General features: G+C 57.2%; 36 protein-coding genes. 1 reads left to right on the top strand and 35 read right to left on the bottom strand.

Annotation, left to right across the window (positions count from 1 at the left end; genetic code table 11):
• Positions 1–8: 8 nt before the first annotated feature.
• Positions 9–1,403 carry an MFS transporter gene (locus ASF66_RS11680; protein WP_056843959.1) on the bottom strand — a complete coding sequence of 465 codons (1,395 nt, stop codon included), beginning with the start codon at positions 1,401–1,403 and terminating at the stop codon, positions 9–11.
• A 165-nt stretch (positions 1,404–1,568) separates the two neighbouring features.
• Here ASF66_RS11680 and uvrA point away from each other — a divergent pair, with 165 nt between their 5' ends.
• Positions 1,569–4,403, top strand: coding sequence for an excinuclease ABC subunit UvrA (gene uvrA, locus ASF66_RS11675; RefSeq protein ID WP_056843958.1), 2,835 nt, complete (start codon positions 1,569–1,571; stop codon positions 4,401–4,403).
• A 138-nt stretch (positions 4,404–4,541) separates the two neighbouring features.
• On the opposite strand, the gene bfr is transcribed toward uvrA, so the two are convergent.
• From bfr to rpsL, 34 genes are all read right to left on the bottom strand, one after another.
• Positions 4,542–5,006, bottom strand: a complete 465-nt coding sequence (gene bfr / locus ASF66_RS11670; protein ID WP_049860778.1) for a bacterioferritin — start codon at positions 5,004–5,006, stop codon at positions 4,542–4,544.
• 154 nt (positions 5,007–5,160) lie between these two features.
• On the bottom strand, positions 5,161–6,609 hold the full coding sequence (locus ASF66_RS11665; protein WP_056843957.1) for a catalase: 1,449 nt from the start codon (positions 6,607–6,609) through the stop codon (positions 5,161–5,163).
• A 181-nt stretch (positions 6,610–6,790) separates the two neighbouring features.
• Positions 6,791–7,177, bottom strand: coding sequence for a 50S ribosomal protein L17 (rplQ, locus tag ASF66_RS11660; protein WP_056843956.1), 387 nt, complete (start codon positions 7,175–7,177; stop codon positions 6,791–6,793).
• A gap of 42 nt (positions 7,178–7,219) precedes the next feature.
• The gene (locus tag ASF66_RS11655) at positions 7,220–8,221 is read right to left on the bottom strand and encodes a DNA-directed RNA polymerase subunit alpha (protein WP_007924176.1); all 1,002 of its coding nucleotides are present in this window, start codon (positions 8,219–8,221) and stop codon (positions 7,220–7,222) included.
• 22 nt (positions 8,222–8,243) lie between these two features.
• Positions 8,244–8,864, bottom strand: coding sequence for a 30S ribosomal protein S4 (rpsD, locus tag ASF66_RS11650; RefSeq protein WP_043192542.1), 621 nt, complete (start codon positions 8,862–8,864; stop codon positions 8,244–8,246).
• Positions 8,865–8,882: 18 nt separating this feature from the next.
• Complete coding sequence (rpsK, locus tag ASF66_RS11645) at positions 8,883–9,272, bottom strand: 30S ribosomal protein S11 (protein ID WP_002555466.1); 390 nt, start codon at positions 9,270–9,272, stop codon at positions 8,883–8,885.
• Between the two features lie 30 nt (positions 9,273–9,302).
• Positions 9,303–9,659 carry a 30S ribosomal protein S13 gene (gene rpsM, locus ASF66_RS11640; RefSeq protein WP_008374135.1) on the bottom strand — a complete coding sequence of 119 codons (357 nt, stop codon included), beginning with the start codon at positions 9,657–9,659 and terminating at the stop codon, positions 9,303–9,305.
• Between the two features lie 129 nt (positions 9,660–9,788).
• Positions 9,789–9,905 carry a 50S ribosomal protein L36 gene (gene rpmJ, locus ASF66_RS22065; RefSeq protein WP_002555468.1) on the bottom strand — a complete coding sequence of 39 codons (117 nt, stop codon included), beginning with the start codon at positions 9,903–9,905 and terminating at the stop codon, positions 9,789–9,791.
• Positions 9,906–9,933: 28 nt separating this feature from the next.
• On the bottom strand, positions 9,934–11,265 hold the full coding sequence (gene secY, locus ASF66_RS11635) for a preprotein translocase subunit SecY (protein ID WP_043192540.1): 1,332 nt from the start codon (positions 11,263–11,265) through the stop codon (positions 9,934–9,936).
• Positions 11,266–11,700, bottom strand: a complete 435-nt coding sequence (gene rplO, locus ASF66_RS11630; protein ID WP_049860776.1) for a 50S ribosomal protein L15 — start codon at positions 11,698–11,700, stop codon at positions 11,266–11,268. It lies immediately after the preceding gene.
• A 3-nt stretch (positions 11,701–11,703) separates the two neighbouring features.
• On the bottom strand, positions 11,704–11,880 hold the full coding sequence (gene rpmD, locus ASF66_RS11625; RefSeq protein WP_003176408.1) for a 50S ribosomal protein L30: 177 nt from the start codon (positions 11,878–11,880) through the stop codon (positions 11,704–11,706).
• 2 nt (positions 11,881–11,882) lie between these two features.
• The gene (gene rpsE / locus ASF66_RS11620; RefSeq protein WP_043192537.1) at positions 11,883–12,383 is read right to left on the bottom strand and encodes a 30S ribosomal protein S5; all 501 of its coding nucleotides are present in this window, start codon (positions 12,381–12,383) and stop codon (positions 11,883–11,885) included.
• A 3-nt stretch (positions 12,384–12,386) separates the two neighbouring features.
• Complete coding sequence (gene rplR / locus ASF66_RS11615; protein ID WP_043192536.1) at positions 12,387–12,737, bottom strand: 50S ribosomal protein L18; 351 nt, start codon at positions 12,735–12,737, stop codon at positions 12,387–12,389.
• A 10-nt stretch (positions 12,738–12,747) separates the two neighbouring features.
• A complete protein-coding gene (gene rplF, locus ASF66_RS11610) occupies positions 12,748–13,281 on the bottom strand; it encodes a 50S ribosomal protein L6 (protein WP_043192535.1) in 534 nt (177 codons plus the stop codon).
• 12 nt (positions 13,282–13,293) lie between these two features.
• Complete coding sequence (gene rpsH, locus ASF66_RS11605; RefSeq protein ID WP_043192534.1) at positions 13,294–13,686, bottom strand: 30S ribosomal protein S8; 393 nt, start codon at positions 13,684–13,686, stop codon at positions 13,294–13,296.
• A 212-nt stretch (positions 13,687–13,898) separates the two neighbouring features.
• The gene (gene rpsN / locus ASF66_RS11600; RefSeq protein WP_049860775.1) at positions 13,899–14,204 is read right to left on the bottom strand and encodes a 30S ribosomal protein S14; all 306 of its coding nucleotides are present in this window, start codon (positions 14,202–14,204) and stop codon (positions 13,899–13,901) included.
• Between the two features lie 13 nt (positions 14,205–14,217).
• Entirely contained in the window at positions 14,218–14,757 is a 540-nt protein-coding gene (gene rplE / locus ASF66_RS11595) for a 50S ribosomal protein L5 (protein ID WP_049860774.1), read from the bottom strand.
• Positions 14,758–14,777: 20 nt separating this feature from the next.
• Positions 14,778–15,092: a 50S ribosomal protein L24 gene (rplX, locus tag ASF66_RS11590; protein WP_049860773.1), complete on the bottom strand. Its 315-nt coding sequence runs from the start codon at positions 15,090–15,092 to the stop codon at positions 14,778–14,780.
• A gap of 11 nt (positions 15,093–15,103) precedes the next feature.
• Positions 15,104–15,472, bottom strand: a complete 369-nt coding sequence (gene rplN / locus ASF66_RS11585) for a 50S ribosomal protein L14 (RefSeq protein ID WP_003243907.1) — start codon at positions 15,470–15,472, stop codon at positions 15,104–15,106.
• Positions 15,473–15,495: 23 nt separating this feature from the next.
• The gene (gene rpsQ, locus ASF66_RS11580; protein ID WP_043192528.1) at positions 15,496–15,762 is read right to left on the bottom strand and encodes a 30S ribosomal protein S17; all 267 of its coding nucleotides are present in this window, start codon (positions 15,760–15,762) and stop codon (positions 15,496–15,498) included.
• Between the two features lie 2 nt (positions 15,763–15,764).
• The gene (rpmC, locus tag ASF66_RS11575; protein ID WP_002555481.1) at positions 15,765–15,956 is read right to left on the bottom strand and encodes a 50S ribosomal protein L29; all 192 of its coding nucleotides are present in this window, start codon (positions 15,954–15,956) and stop codon (positions 15,765–15,767) included.
• Complete coding sequence (gene rplP / locus ASF66_RS11570; RefSeq protein ID WP_003176421.1) at positions 15,956–16,369, bottom strand: 50S ribosomal protein L16; 414 nt, start codon at positions 16,367–16,369, stop codon at positions 15,956–15,958. The genes rpmC and rplP overlap by 1 nt, the downstream gene beginning before the upstream one ends.
• Before the next feature lie 12 nt (positions 16,370–16,381).
• The gene (gene rpsC / locus ASF66_RS11565; protein ID WP_003176422.1) at positions 16,382–17,068 is read right to left on the bottom strand and encodes a 30S ribosomal protein S3; all 687 of its coding nucleotides are present in this window, start codon (positions 17,066–17,068) and stop codon (positions 16,382–16,384) included.
• A 13-nt stretch (positions 17,069–17,081) separates the two neighbouring features.
• Positions 17,082–17,414, bottom strand: a complete 333-nt coding sequence (gene rplV / locus ASF66_RS11560; RefSeq protein ID WP_003103908.1) for a 50S ribosomal protein L22 — start codon at positions 17,412–17,414, stop codon at positions 17,082–17,084.
• A gap of 11 nt (positions 17,415–17,425) precedes the next feature.
• Positions 17,426–17,701 (bottom strand): 30S ribosomal protein S19, encoded by a 276-nt coding sequence (gene rpsS, locus ASF66_RS11555; protein ID WP_002555486.1) that lies wholly within the window; start codon positions 17,699–17,701, stop codon positions 17,426–17,428.
• Positions 17,702–17,717: 16 nt separating this feature from the next.
• Positions 17,718–18,542, bottom strand: coding sequence for a 50S ribosomal protein L2 (rplB, locus tag ASF66_RS11550; RefSeq protein ID WP_043192523.1), 825 nt, complete (start codon positions 18,540–18,542; stop codon positions 17,718–17,720).
• Between the two features lie 14 nt (positions 18,543–18,556).
• Positions 18,557–18,856 (bottom strand): 50S ribosomal protein L23, encoded by a 300-nt coding sequence (gene rplW, locus ASF66_RS11545; protein WP_002555488.1) that lies wholly within the window; start codon positions 18,854–18,856, stop codon positions 18,557–18,559.
• Positions 18,853–19,455 carry a 50S ribosomal protein L4 gene (rplD, locus tag ASF66_RS11540; RefSeq protein ID WP_043192522.1) on the bottom strand — a complete coding sequence of 201 codons (603 nt, stop codon included), beginning with the start codon at positions 19,453–19,455 and terminating at the stop codon, positions 18,853–18,855. The genes rplW and rplD overlap by 4 nt, the downstream gene beginning before the upstream one ends.
• Before the next feature lie 12 nt (positions 19,456–19,467).
• Positions 19,468–20,103 carry a 50S ribosomal protein L3 gene (gene rplC, locus ASF66_RS11535; protein WP_043192521.1) on the bottom strand — a complete coding sequence of 212 codons (636 nt, stop codon included), beginning with the start codon at positions 20,101–20,103 and terminating at the stop codon, positions 19,468–19,470.
• A gap of 81 nt (positions 20,104–20,184) precedes the next feature.
• Entirely contained in the window at positions 20,185–20,496 is a 312-nt protein-coding gene (rpsJ, locus tag ASF66_RS11530; protein ID WP_003186070.1) for a 30S ribosomal protein S10, read from the bottom strand.
• A 141-nt stretch (positions 20,497–20,637) separates the two neighbouring features.
• The gene (gene tuf / locus ASF66_RS11525) at positions 20,638–21,831 is read right to left on the bottom strand and encodes an elongation factor Tu (RefSeq protein WP_049860772.1); all 1,194 of its coding nucleotides are present in this window, start codon (positions 21,829–21,831) and stop codon (positions 20,638–20,640) included.
• A 30-nt stretch (positions 21,832–21,861) separates the two neighbouring features.
• Entirely contained in the window at positions 21,862–23,964 is a 2,103-nt protein-coding gene (fusA, locus tag ASF66_RS11520) for an elongation factor G (RefSeq protein ID WP_049860771.1), read from the bottom strand.
• 30 nt (positions 23,965–23,994) lie between these two features.
• Positions 23,995–24,465, bottom strand: coding sequence for a 30S ribosomal protein S7 (gene rpsG, locus ASF66_RS11515; protein ID WP_010490886.1), 471 nt, complete (start codon positions 24,463–24,465; stop codon positions 23,995–23,997).
• A 101-nt stretch (positions 24,466–24,566) separates the two neighbouring features.
• The gene (gene rpsL, locus ASF66_RS11510) at positions 24,567–24,938 is read right to left on the bottom strand and encodes a 30S ribosomal protein S12 (protein WP_003186084.1); all 372 of its coding nucleotides are present in this window, start codon (positions 24,936–24,938) and stop codon (positions 24,567–24,569) included.
• Positions 24,939–25,061 lie beyond the last annotated feature (123 nt).

The raw sequence follows: 25,061 nt of genomic DNA, 5'->3' as shown, positions 1-25,061 counted from the left end.
TCGTTCTCCTAGGCTTCGCACGCTGTCGGCGCTGGGTTGACCAGGCGCTCGAGGGCGGTGCGATCCAAAATTTCTTTGTCCAATTTGATATAGATGGCAGCTTCTTCTGCTACCACCACCGCATCTGTTACACCGGGCACGGTTTTCAACCGCTCGGCCAATCCCGTCTCGCGCATCGCTTGGGGCGAAAGCGGCAAGCGCAGACTGGTCACGTAGGGTGGTTCGCGCATAGTAACAGCTATGGCCAGCCACAGGGCGCACAGCGCCGCGCATCCGATGAAGACCACACCCAGGCCACCGTGCTGGAACAGCCAGCCACCCAGGATGCCGCCCATGGCCGACCCCAGGAATTGACTAGTGGAATACACCCCCATGGCCGTCCCCTTGCCACCGGCCGGCGAAACCTTGCTGATCAACGAAGGCAGCGACGCCTCGAGCAGGTTGAACGCGGTGAAGAACACCACCGTACCGATCACCAGCGCCTTGAGACCGTCGCCGAACGCCCAGAAGAACAGCTCCACCAGCATCAGGGTTGCCACCGCGCCCAGCAGAACACGCTTCATCTTGCGCTTCTTTTCGCCGTAGATGATGAACGGAATCATTGCGAAAAAAGATACGACCAGCGCCGTCAGGTAAACCCACCAATGCTGCTCCTTGGGCAACCCGGCGCGCTCCACCAGCGCCAGCGGCAAAGCGACGAAGCTGGCCATCAGGATCGAGTGGAGGACGAAGATGCCCAGGTCCAGGCGCAGCAGGTCGGGGTGCTTGAGCGTGGCCAGCATCTCGCCCCGGGCCACGCCGGACTCGCGATGCCGAGTGTGGGCCGTTGCCTTGGGCACGACGAAGGCCACCAGCACGATGCCGACCAGAGCCAGCACACCGGTCGCCAGGAACAGCCCATGCAGGCCGAAGGCGCGGGTCAACAGCGGCCCGACCACCATCGCCACGGCGAAGGACACACCGATGCTCATGCCAATCATGGCCATCGCCTTGGTGCGGTTCTGCTCGCGAGTCAGGTCCGAGAGCAGAGCCATGACCGCCGCCGATATCGCCCCGGCACCCTGCAGGATGCGTCCTGCGATTACGCCCCAGATGGAATCGGCCTGGGCCGCGACCACACTGCCGATGGCGAAGATCACCAGGCCGCCGTAGATCACCGGGCGACGGCCGATGCGGTCGGAAATAACCCCGAAAGGGATTTGCAGAAAGGCTTGGGTCAAGCCATAGGCGCCGATCGCCAGGCCGATCAAGGCCGGGGTGGCACCTGCCAGGTCCATGCCATAGGTCGCCAGTACCGGCAAGACCATGAACATGCCCAGCATGCGGAAAGCGAACACCAGGGCCAACCCGCTGGCTGCGCGGGTTTCACCGCTGCTCATGCGTTCGCTGTGGGGATCGTGCATGGATAAACCTCGTGTGAACCGGTGACGATTCTACCAGTCCCACCCATTAACGGCACAGATGGCGACGCTATGACGCGCCTTCTTCATCTTTGCGCGCACGCACCGTGCGGTGCCATTGACAAGCCCCGTATACTCACCTGTTTACGCCCGCCGCGCGAGGCCGCCTTGGACAAGATTCTGGTACGTGGGGCTCGAACCCACAATTTGAAAAACATCGACCTGACCCTGCCCCGTGACAAACTGATCGTCATCACCGGGCTGTCGGGTTCAGGCAAATCCTCCCTGGCTTTCGACACCCTCTACGCCGAAGGCCAACGCCGCTACGTCGAATCGCTGTCGGCCTATGCCCGCCAGTTCCTGTCGATGATGGAAAAGCCCGATGTCGACACCATCGAAGGTCTGTCGCCGGCCATTTCCATCGAACAGAAGTCGACGTCGCACAACCCCCGCTCCACCGTCGGCACCATCACCGAGATCTACGACTACCTACGCCTGCTCTACGCCCGCGTAGGGACGCCGCGCTGCCCGGATCACGACATCCCGCTGGAAGCCCAGACCGTCAGCCAGATGGTCGACCTGGTCCTGGCCCAGCCCGAAGGCGCGCGGCTGATGCTGCTGGCCCCGGTCATCCGTGAGCGCAAGGGCGAGCACCTGGCCATTTTCGAAGAGCTGCGCGCCCAGGGCTTCGTCCGCGCGCGCATCAACGGCAAGCTCTACGAGATGGACGAACTGCCCAAGCTCGACAAGCAGAAGAAGCACACCATCGAAGTCGTCGTGGACCGCTTCAAGGTCCGTTCCGACTTGCAGCAACGCCTGGCCGAATCGTTCGAAACCGCCCTGAAGCTGGCCGACGGCATCGCCCTGGTCGCCTCGATGGATGACGACGCCTTCGAAGAGATCATCTTCTCCGCACGCTTCGCCTGCCCAATCTGCGGACATGCGATCAGCGAGCTGGAACCCAAGCTGTTCTCCTTCAACAACCCGGCCGGTGCCTGCCCGACCTGCGATGGCCTGGGTGTGAAGCAGTTCTTCGACAACAAGCGCCTGGTAAACGGCGAGCTGACCCTGGCCGAGGGCGCGATCCGCGGCTGGGACAGGCGCAACGTCTATTACTTCCAGATGCTTGGCTCGCTCGCCAGCCATTATCAGTTCAGCCTGGACGTGCCGTTCAATGAACTGCCAGCCGACCAGCAGAAAGTCATCCTCACCGGCAGCGGCACCCACAATGTCGACTTCCGCTACCTGAATGACCGGGGCGATATCGTCAAGCGTTCGCACCCCTTCGAGGGCATCGTGCCCAACCTCGAGCGCCGCTACCGCGAAACCGAATCGGCCAGCGTGCGTGAAGAGCTCGCCAAATTCCTCAGCACCCAGCCTTGCCCCGACTGCCGCGGCACTCGCCTGCGCCGCGAGGCACGTCACGTATGGGTGGGCGAAAAAACCCTGCCTGCCGTCACGGGTCTGCCGATCGGCGATGCCACCGATTATTTCGGCAGCCTCAGCCTGACCGGTCGCAAGGGCGAAATCGCCGACAAGATCCTCAAGGAAATCCGCGAGCGCCTGCAGTTCCTCGTCAACGTAGGCCTGGACTACCTGACCCTGGACCGCAGCGCCGACACCCTGTCCGGCGGCGAGGCCCAGCGCATCCGCCTGGCCAGCCAGATCGGCGCGGGCCTGGTGGGCGTCATGTACATCCTCGACGAGCCGTCCATCGGTCTGCACCAACGCGACAATGACCGCCTGCTGGGTACCCTCAAGCACTTGCGCGACATCGGCAACACCGTGATTGTCGTCGAGCATGACGAGGATGCCATTCGCCTCGCCGACTACGTGGTCGACATCGGCCCAGGCGCCGGCGTCCACGGTGGTCACATCGTCGCCCAGGGCACCGCGCAGGAGGTCATGGACCATCCTGACTCACTGACGGGCAAGTACCTGTCCGGCCGCGTGAAGATCGCCGTACCTGCCAAGCGCACACCACGCAACAAGAAGCTTGCCCTGACCCTGAAGGGCGCCCGCGGCAACAACCTGCGCAACGTCGATCTGGAGATCCCGATCGGCCTGCTCACCTGCGTGACCGGCGTGTCCGGCTCGGGTAAGTCGACCCTGATCAACAACACCCTGTTCCCCCTCAGTGCAACCGCCCTGAATGGCGCAACTACGCTGGAAGCGTCAGCACACGACAGCATCAATGGCCTGCAGCACCTGGACAAGGTCGTGGACATCGATCAAAGCCCGATCGGACGTACGCCACGCTCCAACCCGGCCACCTACACCGGGCTGTTCACGCCGATCCGTGAACTGTTCGCCGGGGTTCCTGAGTCGCGCTCACGCGGCTATGGCCCGGGCCGATTCTCCTTCAACGTCAAGGGCGGACGCTGTGAAGCCTGTCAGGGCGACGGCTTGATCAAGGTCGAAATGCACTTCCTGCCTGACATCTACGTGCCGTGCGACGTCTGCAAGAGCAAGCGCTACAACCGCGAAACCCTGGAGATCAAGTACAAGGGCAAGAACATCCACGAAACACTCGAGATGACCATCGAGGAAGCTCGTGAATTCTTCGACGCGGTACCGGCGCTTGCCCGCAAATTGCAGACGCTGATGGACGTGGGCCTTTCCTACATCAAGCTGGGCCAGTCGGCGACTACGCTGTCTGGTGGCGAAGCGCAGCGGGTCAAGCTGTCGCGCGAACTGTCCAAGCGCGACACGGGCAAAACCCTCTACATCCTCGACGAACCCACAACAGGCCTGCATTTTGCCGACATCCAGCAATTGCTCGACGTGCTGCATCGTCTGCGCGACCACGGCAATACTGTGGTGGTGATCGAGCACAACCTGGACGTCATCAAGACGGCCGACTGGCTGGTCGACCTGGGTCCGGAAGGCGGCTCCAAAGGTGGACAGATCATCGCCGTCGGCACCCCGGAGCAGGTCGCCGAGATGAAGCAGTCCTATACCGGCCACTACCTCAAGCCCCTGCTGGAACGCGACAAAGTCTGAAACCAAAAAGCCCCGCGCAAGCGGGGCTTTTCTCAACACAATCCCTGTATCAGCAGCGCGACCCCTGTAGCAGCGGCGCAAGCCGCGTCAGCGATCTCTACATTCCACCGGCCGAATCAAACCACAGCCTGCCATCGATCAGAACTGCGACTGCAGATAATTCTCCAGCCCAATCGACTTGATCAGCCCCTGCTGCTTTTCCAACCAATACGTATGGTCTTCCTCGGTATCCGCCAACTGCACGCGCAGAATGTCGCGGGTCACGTAGTCATTGTGCTGTTCGCACAACTCGATCCCCTTGCACAGCGCAGCGCGCACCTTGTATTCCAAACGCAGATCGGCGGCGATCATGCTCGGCACATCGGTCCCGACCTCGAGATCGTCCGGGCGCATGCGCGGCGTGCCTTCGAGCATCAGGATGCGGCGCATCAAGGCGTCGGCATGACCCGCCTCTTCTTCCATTTCGTGATTGATGCGCTCGAAGAGCTTGGCGAAGCCCCAGTCCTCGTACATCCGCGAGTGGATGAAATACTGGTCACGGGCAGCCAGCTCGCCAGTGAGCAAAGTATTGAGGTAATCGATTACGTCCGGGTGGCCTTGCATCGCCGTAGATCTCCTAGCAGAAAGGCATAGTTTGAACCAAGGTCGCGGATACGTCACGGCCTGCGGTGCAGAAATACGCTAAAAAGCAGAGAAAAAGTGACGAAATAAAGCGAAAAACCGCCCAAATGAGGGCGGTTCTTTTTATCACTTAGGTTCAGCCGAGCTGGATGCCCAAGGCTTTGGCGATGCCATTACCGTAGGCTTCATCGGCATGGTAGAAGTGCTGCAGCTGGCGCTCCACCACGTCCGCGCTCACACCCATCATCGCACCGGCGATGTTGTCGATCAGCAGCGTCTGCTGCTCGGCACTCATCAAACGGAACAGAGCACCAGCCTGGCTGTAGTAGTCCGCGTCCACGCGATGATCGAAGCGATCCGCATCGCCATGCAAGGCCAAGGCAGGTTCGCGGTACTGAGGCGATTGCTTGGGCGCATCTGCATAGCTGTTCGGCTCGTAGTTGGGTGCTGCCCCGCCATTGCTGCCAAACGCCATGGAGCCGTCTCGCTGGTACGAATGAACCGGGCTGCGCGGCGCGTTCACCGGCAGTTGCTGGTGATTGGTCCCGACGCGATAGCGGTGGGCATCGGCGTAAGCGAACACACGACCCTGCAGCATGCGGTCAGGTGACAGCCCTACACCGGGCACCATGTTGCTCGGGCCAAAGGTCGCTTGCTCGACTTCGGCAAAGTAGTTCAGCGGATTACGGTTCAGTTCCAGCATGCCCACTTCGATCAACGGGAACTCCTTCTGCGACCAGGTCTTGGTCACGTCGAAGGGATTCTCGTGATGACGGTTCGCCTGGTCCTCGCTCATGATCTGCATGCATACGCGCCACTTGGGGTAATCCCCACGCTCGATCGCATCGAACAGATCGCGCTGAGCGTAATCCGGATCGGTGCCGGCAATACGAGCCGCGTCGGCAGGTGCCAGGTTCTTGATCCCCTGAGCCGTCTTGTAGTGCCACTTGACCCAGTGCCGCTCGCCCTTGGCGTTGATCAGGCTATAGGTATGGCTACCGAAGCCGTGCATGTGACGATAGCCATCAGGAATACCCCGATCCGAGAACAGAATGGTGACTTGATGCAACGACTCAGGCGAATGCGACCAGAAGTCCCACATCATCTGCGCGCTTTTCAGATTGCTCTGAGGCAAGCGTTTCTGTGTGTGGATAAAGTCTGGAAACTTCATCGGATCGCGAATGAAGAACACCGGCGTGTTGTTGCCTACGATGTCCCAGTTGCCTTCCTCGGTGTAGAACTTGAGCGCGAAACCACGCGGGTCGCGCTCGGTATCTGCCGAACCACGCTCGCCACCCACGGTGGAGAACCGCAAGAAGGTTTCGGTCTGCTTGCCTACCGCGCTGAACAGCTTGGCGCTGGAGTATTCAGTGATGTCCCGAGTAACGGTAAAGGTACCGTACGCGCCCGAACCTTTGGCATGCACGCGACGTTCTGGAATGTTCTCGCGGTTGAAGTGCGCGAGTTTTTCAATCAGATGGAAATCGTCCAGCAACAAGGGACCACGAGGTCCCGCCGAGCGGGAATTCTGGTTGTCGGCGACAGGTGCGCCGCTGGCAGTGGTGAGGATCTTGCTCTGGCTCATGGACGATGTTCCTTGGTCTGGCTTGCTGTGTAGGTGCCGACTTGAGCGGCGTGAAGCAAGTATCCGAAAATCCTATCCATAGCACTAATCGGGAAATTATCTTTAGCCGATAGATTTTGGCTAACGAGCAGGCATAAAAAAACCGGGCCAGGGCCCGGTTTTTCAGAACAGACTTTTCGTCTTATTCGGCAGCTTCAATCGAGCCACCGACAGGACGATCAACCAGCTCGACGTACGCCATAGGTGCGTTATCGCCAGCGCGGAAGCCGCACTTGAGGATACGCAGGTAGCCGCCCTGACGGGTTGCATAGCGCTTGCCCAGATCGTTGAACAGCTTACCAACCATTTCTTTCGAGCGAGTACGGTCGAAAGCGAGACGGCGGTTTGCAACGCTGTCTACCTTGGCCAAAGTGATCAGCGGCTCGGCAACGCGGCGCAGTTCCTTGGCTTTTGGCAGGGTAGTCTTGATCAGCTCGTGCTCGAACAGCGACACCGCCATGTTCTGAAACATGGCCTTGCGGTGCGAGCTGGTACGGCTCAGGTGACGTCCACTTTTACGATGACGCATGGTTCATTCCTTACCAAACACTACGTTCGGTGATTACGACGATCAGGCAGTCGCCTTGTCGTCCTTCTTAAGACTTGCAGGCGGCCAGTTGTCGAGGCGCATGCCGAGGGACAGACCGCGGGAGGCCAGAACGTCCTTGATTTCAGTCAAGGATTTCTTGCCCAGGTTCGGAGTCTTCAACAGTTCTACTTCGGTACGCTGAATCAGGTCGCCGATGTAGTAAATGTTTTCCGCCTTAAGGCAGTTAGCCGAACGTACAGTCAGTTCCAGATCGTCAACCGGGCGAAGCAGGATCGGATCGATCTCGTCTTCTTGCTCGATTACCACAGGCTCGCTGTCACCTTTGAGATCGACGAACGCAGCCAGCTGCTGTTGCAGGATGGTTGCAGCGCGACGGATAGCCTCTTCAGGATCCAGGGTACCGTTGGTTTCCAGATCAATAACCAGCTTGTCCAGGTTGGTGCGCTGCTCGACACGGGCGTTTTCCACCACGTATGCGATACGACGTACCGGGCTGAACGAAGAGTCGAGCTGCAAGCGACCAATGCTGCGGCTTTCGTCTTCATCGCTTTGACGCGAGTCGGCCGGTTCATAACCACGACCACGAGCTACGACGAGCTTCATGTTCAGGGCGCCGTTAGACGCCAGGTTAGCGATTACGTGATCGGGATTAACGATCTCGACATCATGATCCAGCTGAATATCGGCAGCGGTAACCACCCCCGAACCCTTTTTCGACAAGGTCAGCGTAACTTCGTCACGACCGTGCAGCTTGATAGCCAGGCCTTTCAGGTTCAACAGGATTTCAATGACGTCTTCCTGTACACCTTCGATGGCGCTGTACTCGTGGAGTACACCGTCAATCTCGGCCTCGACTACTGCGCAGCCGGGCATTGAGGACAACAGGATGCGTCGCAGCGCGTTGCCCAGGGTATGGCCGAAACCACGCTCGAGAGGCTCGAGAGTGATTTTGGCGCGGGTTGGACTGACGACCTGCACATCAATGTGGCGGGGCGTCAGGAACTCATTTACCGAAATCTGCATGGATGCACCTATTTTCTAGCCCTTACTTGGAGTAGAGCTCGACAATCAGGCTTTCGTTGATGTCGGCGGACAGATCACTGCGAGCAGGAACGTTCTTGAAAACGCCCGACTTCTTCTCAGTGTCTACTTCTACCCATTCTACGCGGCCACGTTGGGCACACAGATCGAGAGCTTGGACAATGCGAAGCTGGTTTTTTGCTTTCTCGCGAATCGCGACCACGTCACCAGCACGAACCTGGTAGGACGGAACGTTAACGGTCTTGCCGTTGACGCTGACGGACTTGTGCGATACCAACTGACGGGATTCGGCACGAGTCGAGCCGAAGCCCATACGGTATACAACGTTGTCCAGACGGCATTCGAGCAGTTGCAGCAGGTTCTCACCGGTTGCGCCTTTCTTGCCGGCAGCTTCCTTGTAGTAACCGCTGAACTGACGCTCGAGAACGCCATAGATACGACGGACTTTCTGCTTTTCACGCAGCTGGGTGCCGTAGTCGGACTGGCGGCCACGGCGCTGACCGTGGATACCTGGGGCTGCTTCGATATTGCACTTCGATTCCAGGGCGCGAACGCCGCTTTTCAGGAACAGGTCAGTGCCTTCACGACGAGCCAGTTTGCATTTTGGACCAATGTAACGAGCCATTATCTATCGTCTCCTGAATTACACGCGGCGCTTCTTCGGCGGACGGCACCCGTTATGCGGGATTGGCGTCACGTCGGTGATGCTGGCGATCTTATAGCCACAGCCGTTCAATGCACGGACAGCGGACTCACGACCTGGACCTGGACCCTTGACGTTGACGTCGAGGTTCTTAAGGCCATATTCCAGCGCAGCTTGACCAGCACGCTCAGCAGCCACCTGGGCAGCGAACGGGGTGGACTTGCGAGAACCGCGGAAACCCGAACCGCCGGAAGTAGCCCAGGACAGGGCGTTACCTTGACGATCGGTAATGGTCACGATGGTGTTGTTGAAAGACGCGTGGATGTGGGCGATGCCATCAACCACTGTCTTTTTGACTTTCTTACGAGGACGAGCAGCAGGTTTTGCCATGACTAGATTCCTGTCGATTCGCTGGTGCGATTACTTGCGGATCGGCTTACGCGGACCTTTACGGGTACGCGCGTTGGTCTTGGTACGCTGACCGCGTACTGGCAGACCACGACGATGACGAAGACCGCGGTAGCAGCCCAGATCCATCAAGCGCTTGATTTTCATGTTGATTTCGCGGCGCAGATCACCTTCGGTGGTGAACTTCGCCACTTCGCCACGCAGCTGTTCAATCTGCTCGTCGCTCAGATCCTTGATCTTTGCGGCTGGGTTGACCCCAGTGTCTGCACAGATTTTCTGTGCAGTAGTGCGACCAACACCATAGATGTAGGTCAGCGAGATAACAGTGTGCTTGTTATCTGGAATGTTGACGCCTGCAATACGGGCCATTCAGTGGGACTCCAATTGACAGCTACCTACGCCCCGGAAGCCAAGAAATAGGGCGCGAGATAATATCGCTGTAATAACAAATAATCAACCCGGCAGCGCACTAGCTGCCGGGCTTGTAGCACATCACAGTCAGCCTTGGCGCTGTTTGTGACGCGGCTCTGCGCTGCAAATGACTCGAACGACGCCTTCGCGACGAATGATTTTGCAGTTACGGCACAGCTTTTTCACCGATGCACGAACTTTCATTGCCAACTCCTCGAACCTTAAGGGACTGTCAGCGCAGCAGACCGCTGCCACCGTAGCCTTTCAGGTTGGCTTTCTTCATCAGGGATTCGTACTGGTGCGAAACGAGGTGCGATTGTACTTGGGACATAAAGTCCATCACAACCACTACCACAATCAGCAACGAGGTCCCGCCAAGGTAGAACGGAACGTTTGCAGCCACCACCAGAAACTGTGGAAGCAAGCAGACGCACATCATGTACAGGGCACCGAACATGGTCAAACGAGTCAAAACGCCATCAATGTAGCGCGCCGACTGTTCGCCCGGACGAATACCCGGAATAAAGGCACCGGACTTCTTCAGGTTTTCCGCTACGTCTTTCGGATTGAACATCAACGCCGTATAGAAGAAGCAGAAGAAAATGATCCCTGCACTAAACAGCAGAATGTTCAACGGCTGACCAGGAGCGATCGACTGCGAGACGTCCTGCAACCAGCCCATACCTTCGGACTGACCGAACCAGGAGCCCAGCGAAGCCGGGAACAGCAAGATGCTGCTCGCGAAAATGGCAGGAATCACACCGGCCATGTTCACTTTCAGCGGCAAGTGGCTCGTCTGCGCAGCGAAGACCTTGCGGCCCTGCTGACGCTTGGCATAGTGAACGGCGATTCGCCGCTGACCACGCTCGATGAACACCACGAAACCGATAATCGCTACCGCCAGCAGACCGATTGCAACCAGCGCGAAGATGTTGATGTCGCCCTGACGTGCAGACTCGAAAGACTGCCCTATCGCTCTCGGAAGACCAGCAACGATACCCGCGAAGATCAACATCGAGATACCGTTACCCACACCACGCTCAGTAATCTGCTCACCCAGCCACATCATGAACATGGCGCCCGCCACGAACGTGGAGACCGCCACGAAGTAGAAGCTGAAGCTTGCAGTGAACGCCACACCCTGGTTGGCCAGGCCGATCGACATGCCGATCGCCTGCACCAAGGCCAGGATGACGGTGCCATAGCGGGTGTACTGGCTGATCTTGCGACGGCCAGCTTCACCTTCCTTCTTCAACTGCTCCAGCTGCGGGCTCACGGCGGTCATCAGCTGCATGATGATCGATGCCGAAATGTACGGCATGATCCCCAGTGCAAAGATGCTCATCCGTTCCAGCGCGCCGCCGGAAAACATGTTGAACAAGCTAAGAATGGTCCCCTCATTCTGTCGAAACAGGTCTGCGAGTCGGTCCGGGTTGATACCTGGAACCGGGATGTGTGCGCCAATTCTGTAGACGATGATCGCCAGGAACAGAAAACGCAGACGAGCCCAGAGTTCAGACATACCGCCCTTGCCTAGCGCTGAGAGAGCACCTTGCTTAGCCATTTATTCCTCGAACTTGCCGCCAGCTGCTTCGATAGCCGCACGCGCACCTTTGGTGGCGGCGATACCCTGGATGGTTACAGCGCGAGTCACTTCGCCCGACAGCATGATTTTCACACGCTGAACGTTCTGGTTGATCACGTTGGCATCCTTCAGGGACTGCACGGAGACGATGTCGCCTTCCACTTTGGCCAGCTCGGACAGACGCACTTCTGCGCGGTCCATGGCTTTCAGAGAAACGAAACCGAACTTCGGCAGGCGACGATGCAGCGGCTGTTGACCGCCTTCAAAGCCTGGAGCGATGGTGCCACCGGAGCGGGAGGTCTGACCTTTGTGGCCGCGGCCACCGGTCTTGCCCAAACCACTACCGATACCACGACCCGGACGGTGCTTTTCGCGACGCGAACCGGGAGCTGGACTCAGATCATTGAGTTTCATCGATTAACCCTCTACGCGAAGCATGTAGTAGGCCTTGTTGATCATCCCGCGATTCTCGGGAGTATCCTGGACTTCTACAGTGTGACCGATGCGACGCAGACCCAGACCCTTAACGCACAGTTTGTGGTTAGGGATACGGCCGGTCATGCTTTTGATCAGCGTAACTTTTACGGTAGCCATGATCAGATGATCTCCTCAACGTTCAGACCGCGCTTGGCGGCGATGGACGACGGGGACTGCATGGCTTTCAGACCCTTGAACGTAGCGTGAACCACGTTGACGGGGTTGGTGGAGCCGTAGCACTTGGCCAGAACGTTCTGGACACCAGCGACTTCGAGAACGGCACGCATTGCGCCGCCAGCGATGATACCGGTACCTTCCGAAGCAGGCTGCATGTACACCTTCGAAGCGCCGTGGGCAGACTTCATGGCGTACTGCAAGGTGGTCCCGTTCAGGTCCACTTGGATCATGTTGCGACGAGCTGCTTCCATAGCTTTCTGGATGGCAGCAGGCACTTCACGAGACTTACCACGGCCGAAGCCAACACGGCCCTTGCCATCACCTACCACGGTCAACGCGGTGAAGGTGAAGATACGGCCGCCTTTGACGGTCTTGGCAACGCGGTTAACTTGAACCAGCTTCTCGATGTAGCCTTCGTCGCGCTTTTGGTCGTTATTTGACATAACTTAGAACTCCAGCCCAGCTTCACGAGCGCCATCGGCCAGCGCTTTGACGCGACCGTGGTACTTGAAGCCAGAGCGGTCGAAAGCCACCTGCGAGACGCCAGCGGCCTTAGCACGCGAAGCGACCAGCTGGCCAACCTTAGTGGCCGCGTCAATGTTGCCAGTGGCACCATCACGCAATTCTTTGTCCAAAGTCGAGGCACTTGCCAGGACCTTGCTGCCGTCGGCCGAGATGACCTGGGCATAGATGTGCTGCGAAGAGCGGAACACGCAGAGACGCACGACTTCGAGTTCGTGCATTTTCAGGCGTGCTTTGCGAGCGCGACGCAGTCGAGTAACTTTTTTGTCGGTCATTTGCTATGCCCTACTTCTTCTTGGCTTCTTTACGGCGGACGACTTCGTCTGCGTAACGTACACCTTTGCCTTTGTAAGGCTCTGGCGGACGGAAATCGCGGATTTCAGCGGCCACTTGACCCACCAGCTGCTTGTCGATGCCCTTGATCAGGATATCGGTCTGGCTAGGAGTCTCAGCGGTGATGCCTTGCGGCAACTCGTAATCCACCGGATGAGAGAAGCCCAGCGACAGGTTCAGCACTGTGCCTTTTGCTTGTGCCTTGTAGCCAACACCGACCAGCTGGAGCTTGCGCTCGAAGCCTTGGCTTACGCCCTGGACCATGTTGTTGACCAAAGCGCGAGTGGTACCGGCCATTGCACGGGTCTGCTGATCGCCATTCTTGGCAGCGAAACGCAGTTCGCCAGCCTCTTCAACGATTTCAACCGACGAGTGAACGTTCAGTTCCAGAGTGCCCTTGGCACCCTTCACCGAAAGCTGTTGGCCGGCGAATTTGACTTCGACACCAGCTGGCAGCTTAACGGGGTTCTTAGCGACGCGAGACATGCTTATCCCCCCTTAGAACACTGTGCAAAGTACTTCGCCGCCGACACCGGCAGCGCGCGCAGCACGATCCGTCATCACACCTTTGTTGGTGGAGACGATGGATACGCCGAGACCGCCACGAACTTTTGGCAGATCTTCAACGGATTTGTACTGACGCAGGCCTGGACGACTTACGCGCTTGACTTCCTCGATGACCGGACGGCCTTCGAAGTATTTCAGCTCGATGGAAAGCGACGGTTTTGCTTCGCTGCTTACCTGAAAACCCGCGATGTAACCTTCGTCCTTCAGAACTTTGGCCACAGCTACCTTCAACGTGGAAGATGGCATGCTTACGACGGACTTTTCAGCCATCTGGGCATTACGGATTCGAGTTAGCATGTCCGCTAACGGGTCCTGCATACTCATGGGCTAGACGCTCCTGATACAAAAATAATTAGCCTTGCGGCTACAACGTCGCCGAGCGTGTGATCCGGTCCAAAAACCCGGGCTCAGGCGAGCCGGCAATTCTAGACGTACGCCAGAAATGAATCAAGCCCCATAAGGGGCTTGATTCAATCGCCATGACACCGGCGGTCGGTTGATTGCTCAATTTTCCGCCGGCACCAGGCCGGTCCGACTTACCAGCTGGCTTTTACCAGACCTGGTACGTCACCGCGCATGGCGGCCTGGCGCAGCATGTTACGGCCGAGGCCGAACTTGCGGTATACGCCATGTGGACGACCAGTCAGGCGGCAGCGGTTACGCATGCGCGAGGCGCTTGCGTCACGTGGCTGCTTCTGCAGAGCTACGGAAGCATTCCAGCGTTCTTCTTCACTTGCGTTCAGATCGACGATGATAGCTTTCAGCTCAGCACGCTTCTTGGCGTATTTAGCTACCGTCAGCTGACGCTTCAGCTCACGGTTCTTCATGCTCTTCTTGGCCATTTTCCTACTCCAATCAGTTGCGGAACGGGAAGTTGAAAGCACGCAGCAAGGCGCGACCTTCTTCATCCGAACGAGCAGTGGTGGTCAGGGTAATGTCCAGACCGCGCAGAGCATCGATCTTGTCGTAATCGATTTCCGGGAAAATGATCTGCTCTTTCACGCCCATGCTGTAGTTGCCACGACCATCGAAGGACTTGGCATTCAGGCCGCGGAAGTCGCGTACCCGAGGCAGGGAGATCGCCAGCAGGCGGTCCAGGAATTCGTACATCTTTTCGCGACGCAAGGTCACCTTGACACCGATCGGCCAGCCTTCACGGACTTTGAAGCCCGCGATGGATTTACGAGCGAAGGTCACAACGGCTTTCTGGCCGGTGATCTTCTCGATGTCGGCTACAGCGTGCTCGATGACTTTCTTGTCGCCGATCGCTTCGCCCAGACCCATGTTCAGGGTGATCTTGGTAACGCGCGGAACTTCCATCACGTTCGCCAGCTTAAGTTCTTCCTTAAGCTTGGGAGCGATTTCCTTCCGGTAAATCTCTTTCAGTCGTGCCATGGTCTTCTACCTAGCAGTGTTCAAGCATCAACCGCTTTTTGGGTCGACTTGAAGACACGAATTTTTTTGCCTTCTTCTACTTTGAAACCAACGCGGTCAGCCTTGTTGGTTTCGCCGTTGAAAATGGCGACGTTGGAAGCGTGCAGAGGCGCTTCTTTCTCGACGATACCGCCCTGTACGCCCGACATCGGGTTAGGCTTGGTATGACGCTTCACCAGGTTGACCCCACCAACGACCAGACGGTCGTCAGCGAGAACCTTGAGCACCTTACCGCGCTTGCCTTTGTCTTTGCCGGCGATCACGATGATCTCGTCGTCACGACGAATCTTTTGCATGTCGGATCTCCTTACAGCACTTCTGGGGCGAGCGAGACGATCTTCATGAACTTCTCAGAACGAAGTTCACGGGTCACTGGCCCAAAGATACGGGTGCCGATTGGCTCTTGCTTGTTGTTCAACAGAACAGCAGCGTTGCCATCGAAGCGGATGATGGAGCCGTCAGCACGACGAACGCCGTGGCGAGTGCGGACTACAACAGCAGTCATCACTTGACCCTTCTTCACCTTGCCACGAGGAATTGCTTCCTTCACGGTCACCTTGATGATGTCGCCGATGCCAGCGTACCGGCGGTGCGAGCCGCCCAGTACCTTGATGCACATGACGCGACGAGCGCCGCTGTTATCGGCCACATCGAGCATGGATTGAGTCTGAATCATAGAATTTCTCCGACCCCTAGCCCTTAGACTTCAACAGCGCGTTCGAGAACGTCAACCAGTGCCCAGGACTTGGTCTTGGCCAGCGGACGGGTTTCACGAATAGTGACCTTGTCGCCGATCTTGCACTGATTGGTTTCGTCGTGAGCGTGCAGCTTAGTCGAACGCTTAACGTATTTACCGTAGATCGGGTGCTTTACGCGACGCTCGATCAATACGGTGATGGTTTTGTCCATCTTGTCGCTGACCACACGGCCAGTCAGCGTACGGACGGTTTTTTCGGCTTCAGCCATGATCACTTACCTGCCTGCTGGTTGAGCACAGTTTTCACGCGAGCGATGTCGCGCTTCACTTGCGAGAGCAGGTGAGACTGCCCCAACTGGCCAGTTGCTTTCTGCATGCGCAGATTGAACTGGTCGCGCAGCAAGCCGAGCAGTTGCTCGTTCAGTTGCTGTGCTGATTTTTCACGAAGTTCATTCGCTTTCATCACATCACCGTCCGCTTAACAAAGGAGGTGGCGAGAGGCAGCTTTGCAGCCGCCAAGGCGAAAGCCTCACGCGCCAGCTCTTCGGAAACACCCTCGATTTCATACAGGACTTTGCCTGGCTGAATCTGGGCAACCCAATATTCCACGTTACCCTTACCTTTACCCATACGAACTTCGAGGGGCTTTTTGGAGATAGGCTTGTCCGGGAATACACGGATCCAGATCTTGCCGCCACGTTTTACGTGACGGGTCAGTGCACGACGCGCTGACTCGATCTGACGAGCGGTGAGACGACCACGAGCTACAGACTTCAGCGCGAACTCGCCGAAGCTGACTTTGCTACCGCGCTGAGCCAGACCACGGTTGTGGCCGGTCATCTGCTTGCGGAACTTCGTACGCTTAGGTTGCAACATTTGGCGTACCCCTTACTTAGCAGCTTTTTTACGAGGCGCAGGTGCTTGTGGTTTCAGTTCTTCTTGGCGACCACCGATTACTTCGCCTTTGAAAATCCAAACCTTCACACCGATCACACCGTAGGTGGTGTGAGCTTCGTAGTTGGCATAGTCGATGTCGGCACGCAGGGTGTGCAATGGCACACGACCTTCGCGATACCATTCAGTACGTGCGATTTCAGCACCGCCGAGACGACCGCTCACTTGGATCTTGATGCCTTTGGCACCAATGCGCATGGCGTTCTGTACGGCGCGCTTCATCGCGCGACGGAACATCACACGACGCTCCAGCTGCTGAGCTACGCTCTGCGCAACCAGCATACCGTCGAGCTCCGGCTTGCGGATCTCTTCGATATTGATGTGCACAGGCACACCCATTTGCTTGGTCAGGTCCTGACGCAGCTTCTCAACGTCCTCACCTTTCTTCCCGATAACGATACCAGGACGAGCGGTGTGAATGGTGATGCGTGCAGTTTGGGCCGGACGATGGATATCGATACGGCTTACGGACGCGCTTTTTAGTTTGTCTTGGAGATACTCACGCACCTTCAGATCTGCGAACAAGTAGTCCGCATAAGTCCGACCGTCTGCGTACCAGACGGAGGTGTGCTCCTTGACGATTCCCAGGCGAATGCCAATGGGATGTACTTTCTGACCCATCTGATCGACTCCGTTACTTGTCAGCAACCTTGACAGTGATATGGCAAGACCGCTTGACGATGCGATCAGCCCGGCCTTTGGCACGAGGCATGATGCGCTTCAGCGAACGCCCTTCGTTGACGAAAACGGTGCTGACCTTCAGGTCATCAACGTCTGCGCCTTCGTTGTGCTCGGCGTTGGCTACGGCCGACTCCAGCACTTTCTTCATGATTTCCGCGGCTTTTTTACTGCTAAAAGCCAGCAGGTTGAGCGCTTCGCCCACCTTCTTCCCGCGGATCTGGTCGGCGACCAAGCGGGCTTTCTGGGCGGAGATTCGAGCGCCCGACAACTTAGCGGCTACTTCCATTTCCTTACCCCTTAACGCTTGGCTTTCTTGTCAGCCACGTGCCCGCGATATGTACGGGTACCGGCGAACTCGCCCAGTTTGTGGCCGACCATGTCTTCGTTCACGAGAACGGGGACGTGCTGACGACCGTTGTGTACTGCGATGGTCAGACCGACCATTTGTGGCAGGATCATCGAACGACGCGACCAGGTCTTAACTGGTTTGCGATCGTTCTTTTCCGCCGCCACTTCGATCTTCTTCAGTAGGTGAAGATCAATAAAAGGACCTTTTTTCAGAGAACGTGGCACTGTCGTATCCCTCTATTTACTTGCGACGACGGACGATCATTTTGTCGGTACGCTTATTACCACGAGTCTTCGCGCCCTTAGTCGGGAAGCCCCATGGCGATACCGGATGACGACCACCGGAGGTACGACCTTCACCACCACCATGTGGGTGGTCAACCGGGTTCATGGCAACACCACGAACGGTTGGGCGAACGCCACGCCAGCGTTTGGCACCGGCTTTACCCAGCGAGCGCAGGCTGTGCTCGGAGTTCGAAACCTCACCCAGCGTTGCACGGCACTCGGACAGCACTTTGCGCATTTCGCCCGAACGCAGGCGCAGGGTCACATAGACACCTTCACGAGCGATCAGCTGAGCCGAAGCACCAGCAGAGCGAGCGATCTGAGCACCTTTACCCGGCTTCAGTTCGATGCCGTGGATGGTGCTACCAACCGGGATGTTGCGCAGCTGCAGCGAGTTGCCTGGCTTGATTGGTGCCAGAGCACCTGCAATCAGCTGGTCGCCAGCGCTCACGCCTTTCGGTGCGAGGATGTAGCGACGCTCGCCGTCTGCGTACAGAACCAGAGCGATGTGAGCAGTACGGTTAGGATCGTATTCGATACGCTCGACAGTGGCGGTGATGCCATCTTTGTCGTTGCGACGGAAGTCGATCATGCGGTAATGCTGCTTGTGACCACCACCGATGTGACGGGTGGTAATACGGCCATTGTTGTTACGACCACCAGACTTCGATTTTTTCTCGAGCAGCGGTGCGTGAGGAGCGCCTTTATGCAGCTCCTGGTTGACCACCTTGACCACGAAACGGCGGCCAGGGGAAGTCGGTTTGCATTTAACGATTGCCATGATGCACCCCTTCCTTACTCAGCACTGCTGCTGAAATCGAGATCTTGGCCTGGCTGAAGGGAGATAACTGCCTTCTTCCAGTCATTACGCTTGCCCAGACCGCGAGCAGTGCGCTTGCTTTTACCCAGTACGTTCAGGGTAGTAACACGCTCTACTTTCACGCTGAACAGGCTTTCGACGGCCTTCTTGATTTCCAGCTTGGTTGCGTCGGTAGCAACCTTGAAAACGAACTGACCTTTCTTGTCTGCCAGAACCGTAGCCTTCTCGGAAACGTGCGGGCCAAGCAGAACTTTAAATACGCGTTCCTGGTTCATCCCAGCAGCTCCTCGAATTTCTTCACGGCCGACACGGTGATCAACACCTTGTCGTATGCGATCAGACTAACTGGGTCGGAACCTTGAACGTCACGTACATCGACGTGCGGAAGGTTGCGAGCAGCCAGGTACAGGTTCTCGTCGACGGAGTCCGATACGATCAGAACGTCGGTGAGGCCCATGCCATTCAGCTTGCCCAGCAGGTCTTTGGTTTTCGGTGCTTCGACAGCGAAGTCCTGAACCACGACCAGACGATCGGTACGCACCAGCTCAGCAAGGATGGAGCGCAGTGCTGCGCGATACATCTTCTTGTTCAGCTTCTGGGTGTGATCCTGAGGACGAGCTGCGAAAGTGGTACCACCGCCACGCCAGATTGGGCTACGGATAGTACCGGCACGCGCGCGGCCAGTACCCTTTTGACGCCAAGGGCGCTTACCGCCACCACGAACGTCGGAACGGGTCTTCTGCTGCTTGCTACCCTGACGACCGCCAGCCATGTAGGCCACGACTGCCTGGTGCACCAGTGTCTCGTTGAACTCGCCGCCGAAAGTCAGTTCGGAAACTTCGATCGCCTGAGCGTCATTTACATTTAATTGCATTTTCGCTTCCCCTTAACCGCGAGCCTTGGCTGCCGGACGCACAACCAGGTTGCCGCCGGTTGCGCCAGGAACAGCACCCTTGACGAGCAGCAGATTGCGTTCAGCGTCGACGCGCACAACTTCCAGGGACTGCACGGTCACGCGCTCAGCGCCCATATGACCGGACATTTTTTTGCCCTTGAATACACGGCCAGGAGTCTGGCACTGGCCGATGGAGCCAGGGACGCGGTGGGAAACGGAGTTACCGTGGGTGTTGTCTTGACCGCGGAAGTTCCAACGCTTGATGGTACCGGCAAAGCCTTTACCTTTGGACTGACCGGTAACGTCTACCAGTTGGCCCGCTGCGAAGAGTTCAGCATTGATCAAGTCGCCGGCCTGGTACTCGCCTTCTGCAAGGCGGAATTCCCAGACGCCACGACCGGCAGCAACGTTCGCCTTGGCGAAGTGACCTGCCTGAGCAGCAGTCACGCGCGAAGCACGACGCTCGCCGACAGTGACTTGCACTGCACGATAGCCATCAGTTTCTTCAGTTTTGAACTGGGTGACGCGATTCGGCTCGATCTCAATGACCGTGACCGGAATGGAGACACCTTCTTCGGTGAAAATACGGGTCATACCGCATTTACGACCGACTACACCAATAGTCATGTTGTAAACCTCATGAGTGTACGGGGCTTTCACCCGCTATGGCCGCCCATTTCAGAGCGTTACACGACTAAGACCCAAGTCTTAGCCGAGGCTGATCTGCACTTCCACACCTGCCGCAAGATCAAGCTTCATCAGCGCGTCAACGGTTTTGTCCGTTGGCTGGACGATGTCCAGAACACGCTTATGAGTACGGATCTCGTACTGGTCACGCGCGTCTTTGTTGACGTGCGGGGAAACCAGAACAGTGAACCGCTCTTTACGGGTAGGGAGTGGAATTGGACCACGCACCTGAGCACCAGTACGTTTCGCGGTTTCCACGATTTCCTGGGTGGATTGGTCGATCAGGCGATGGTCGAAAGCCTTCAACCTGATACGGATTTGCTGATTTTGCATTGGATTTCAGACTCCGGCTGCTGTTCCCACCGGGCGCAATGCACCCGTTAAAAGGAGGCGCAATTCTATAGACGCGCCTATCGAGTGTCAACCCAATAAAAAAGCCCCCGCTAAGCGGGGGCTCTTTCAAGCGATCAACGATTACTCGATGATTTTGGCTACGACGCCGGCGCCGACGGTACGACCGCCTTCACGGATAGCGAAACGCAGGCCGTCTTCCATTGCGATGGTCTTGATCAGAGTGACAGTCATCTGGATGTTGTCACCTGGCATTACCATTTCAACGCCTTCTGGCAGCTCGCAGTTACCAGTCACGTCAGTTGTACGGAAGTAGAACTGTGGACGGTAGCCTTTGAAGAACGGAGTGTGACGACCGCCTTCTTCCTTGCTCAGAACGTAGACTTCTGCGGTGAACTTGGTGTGCGGCTTGACCGAACCTGGCTTGACCAGAACCTGGCCACGCTCAACGTCGTCACGCTTGGTGCCGCGCAGCAGCACGCCGCAGTTCTCGCCAGCACGACCTTCGTCGAGCAGTTTGCGGAACATTTCAACACCGGTGCAGGTGGTGACGGTGGTGTCACGCAGACCAACGATTTCCAGCGAATCCTGAACGCGAACGATACCGCGCTCGATACGACCGGTAACAACAGTACCGCGACCGGAGATCGAGAACACGTCTTCGATTGGCATCAGGAACGGCTTGTCGGTCAGACGAACTGGTTCTGGGATGTAGCTGTCCAGAGTTTCAACCAGTTTACGAACGGCAGTGGTGCCCATTTCGTTTTCGTCGTTGCCTTCCAGAGCCATACGAGCCGAACCGATGATGATCGGAGTGTCGTCGCCTGGGAAGTCGTAGGTGGACAGCAGGTCACGAACTTCCATCTCGACCAGTTCCAGCAGCTCAGCGTCGTCTACCAGGTCAGCCTTGTTCAGGAAGACCACGATGTACGGAACGCCTACCTGACGGGACAGCAGGATGTGCTCACGGGTTTGTGGCATCGGACCATCAGCAGCCGAGCAGACCAGGATAGCGCCGTCCATCTGGGCAGCACCGGTGATCATGTTCTTCACGTAGTCAGCGTGACCTGGGCAGTCAACGTGAGCGTAGTGACGAATGGTCGAGTTGTATTCGACGTGCGCGGTGTTGATGGTGATACCACGAGCTTTTTCTTCTGGTGCGCTGTCGATCTTGTCGAAGTCAACACGAGCCGAACCGAAAACTTCGGAGCAGACGCGAGTCAGAGCAGCGGTCAGAGTGGTTTTACCGTGGTCAACGTGGCCGATGGTGCCGACGTTGACGTGAGGTAGGGAACGATCAAATTTTTCTTTAGCCACGACAATAAACTCCTAGCCTAAGGGGCTGAATCAGCCTTGTTTTTTAACGATAGCTTCGACGACGTTCGACGGAGCCTCGGAGTATTTGGAGAATTCCATAGAGTAGCTCGCCCGACCCTGGGACATGGAACGAACATCGGTCGCATAACCGAACATTTCGCCCAACGGAACCTCGGCACGGATAACCTTGCCGGACACCGTATCTTCCATACCCTGGATCAGACCACGACGACGGTTCAGGTCTCCCATCACGTCACCCATGTAGTCCTCAGGTGTTACAACTTCCACCTTCATGATCGGCTCAAGCACAACACCGCCGCCTTTGGAGGCCAGCTGCTTGGTCGCCATGGAGGCAGCCACCTTGAACGCCATCTCGTTGGAGTCGACGTCGTGGTAAGAGCCATCGAAAACGGTCGCCTTCAGGCCGATCAGCGGATAGCCGGCAACGACGCCGTTCTTCATCTGCTCTTCGATACCTTTCTGGATCGCCGGGATGTATTCCTTCGGAACAACACCACCCACGACTTCGTTCACGAACTGCAGACCTTCCTGACCTTCGTCAGCAGGAGCAAAACGGATCCAGCAATGGCCAAACTGACCACGACCGCCGGACTGACGAACGAACTTGCCTTCGATCTCACAGGCCTTCGTGATCTTCTCACGGTAGGAAACCTGCGGTTTACCGATGTTGGCTTCTACGTTGAACTCGCGGCGCATGCGGTCAACCAGAATGTCCAGGTGCAACTCACCCATACCCGAGATGATCGTTTGACCAGTCTCTTCATCGGTCTTGACGCGGAAAGACGGGTCTTCCTGAGCAAGCTTGCCCAGTGCGATACCCATTTTTTCCTGGTCATCCTTGGTCTTGGGCTCAACGGCAACCGAGATTACCGGCTCCGGGAAGTCCATGCGAACCAGGATGATCGGCTTGTCGGCCGAGCACAGGGTGTCACCGGTGGTGACGTCCTTCATGCCGATCAAGGCCGCGATGTCGCCAGCGCGTACTTCCTTGATCTCTTCGCGGGTGTTTGCGTGCATCTGCACCATACGACCCACGCGCTCTTTCTTGCCCTTGACCGAGTTGATCACGCCGTCGCCGGAGCTCAACACACCCGAGTAGACACGGGCGAAGGTCAGGGTACCCACGAATGGGTCGGTAGCGATCTTGAACGCCAGAGCCGAGAACGGCTCGCTGTCGTCTGCATGACGCTCCATGGCCACAGTCTCGTCATCCGGATCGGAACCCTTGATGGCAGGAATGTCGACAGGGGCCGGCAGGTAGTCGATGACCGCATCCAGAACCAGGGGAACGCCCTTGTTCTTGAACGAGGAACCGCAAACAGCCAGGACGATTTCACCAGCGATGGTACGCTGACGCAGAGCGGCCTTGATTTCGTCGTTGGTGAGTTCTTCACCTTCGAGGTACTTGTTCATCAGCTCTTCGCTGGCTTCGGCCGCAGCCTCGACCATGTTGCTGCGCCATTCGTCAGCCAGTTCCTGCAGCTCGGCAGGGATCGGCTCACGGCGTGCAGCCATGCCTTTGTCAGCGTCGTTCCAGTAGACCGCTTCCATGGACATCAGATCGATCTGGCCCTGGAAGTTGTCTTCTGCACCGATGGCCAGCTGAATCGGCACCGGGGTGTGACCCAGGCGCTGTTTGATCTGACCGATCACGCGCAGGAAGTTGGCACCGGCACGGTCCATCTTGTTCACGTAGACGAGACGTGGAACACCGTACTTGTTGGCTTGACGCCATACGGTTTCGGACTGAGGCTCGACACCGGAGGTACCGCAGAACACCACGACCGCACCGTCGAGTACACGCAGCGAACGCTCTACTTCAATAGTGAAGTCAACGTGGCCGGGGGTATCGATGATGTTGAAGCGGTGGCGTGGGAACTGCTTGTTGGAGCCTTCCCAGAACGCGGTAGTAGCAGCGGAAGTAATGGTAATACCCCGCTCCTGCTCCTGCACCATCCAGTCCATGGTCGCGGCGCCATCATGCACCTCGCCCATCTTGTGGTTCACGCCCGTATAGAACAGGACGCGCTCGGTGGTGGTGGTTTTACCCGCATCCACGTGAGCGACGATACCGATGTTACGGTAGCGATTGATATCAGTTGTACGAGCCATAAAGCCCTCGCAAAATAAGTGACGCCGAATTTAGAAGCGGTAGTGCGAGAACGCTTTGTTGGCTTCAGCCATACGGTGAACGTCTTCACGCTTCTTAACTGCAGCACCTTTGCCTTCGGCAGCGTCCAGCAGTTCGCCGGCCAAGCGCAGAGCCATGGACTTTTCACCGCGCTTGCGCGCGAAGTCTACCAGCCAGCGCATTGCCAGAGCGTTACGACGGGACGGACGAACTTCGACCGGAACCTGGTAAGTAGCACCGCCTACACGGCGCGACTTCACTTCGACCAGCGGAGCGATGGCGTCGAGAGCTTTCTCGAAGATTTCCAGGGGGTCGCTGTTCTTGCGTTCTTTAACCTTGTCCAGCGCGCCATAAACGATACGCTCGGCAACGGCTTTCTTGCCGCTTTCCATCACGTGGTTCATGAACTTGGCCAGGATCTGGCTGCCGTATTTTGGATCGTCAAGCACTTCGCGCTTGGCTGCTACGCGTCTTCTTGGCATGGATAAGCCCTCAAACGGTCTTCAGGTTAGCTCGGGACAGGCCCGACCTTACTCTTATCGACTCAGAAAAATAGATAACTGCAGTATTACGCAAACGCCGATTACTTCGGACGTTTGGTACCGTACTTCGAACGACCTTGGTTACGACCTTTGACGCCGGAGGTATCCAGGGAGCCGCGAACGGTGTGGTAACGAACACCTGGCAAGTCTTTTACACGACCGCCGCGGATCAGTACCACGCTGTGCTCTTGCAGGTTGTGGCCTTCACCGCCGATATACGAGGAAACCTCGAAACCGTTGGTCAGACGCACACGGCATACTTTACGCAGTGCCGAGTTAGGTTTTTTCGGCGTGGTGGTGTACACACGAGTGCATACGCCACGACGTTGCGGGCAGTTCTGCAGCGCAGGTACGTCGGATTTCTCGACGATACGCTTACGCGGCTGACGTACCAGCTGGTTGATAGTTGCCATCTACTAGCTCCACTGTTGTCTTGCGACGCTATTGTCTTGCAAGAAAAGCAAAAATGGCAGGAATCAATCCCGCCAAATTTAGGGGTACAAGAGTCTAAAGAGGATCTCGTCCCCAGTCAAGAC

This window comes from Pseudomonas sp. Leaf129 (assembly GCF_001423465.1).
GTDB classification, from domain to species: domain Bacteria; phylum Pseudomonadota; class Gammaproteobacteria; order Pseudomonadales; family Pseudomonadaceae; genus Aquipseudomonas; species Aquipseudomonas coleopterorum.
Note: the sequence above shows the minus strand (reverse complement) of the source record. Positions and strands in the feature narration are given on the sequence as shown.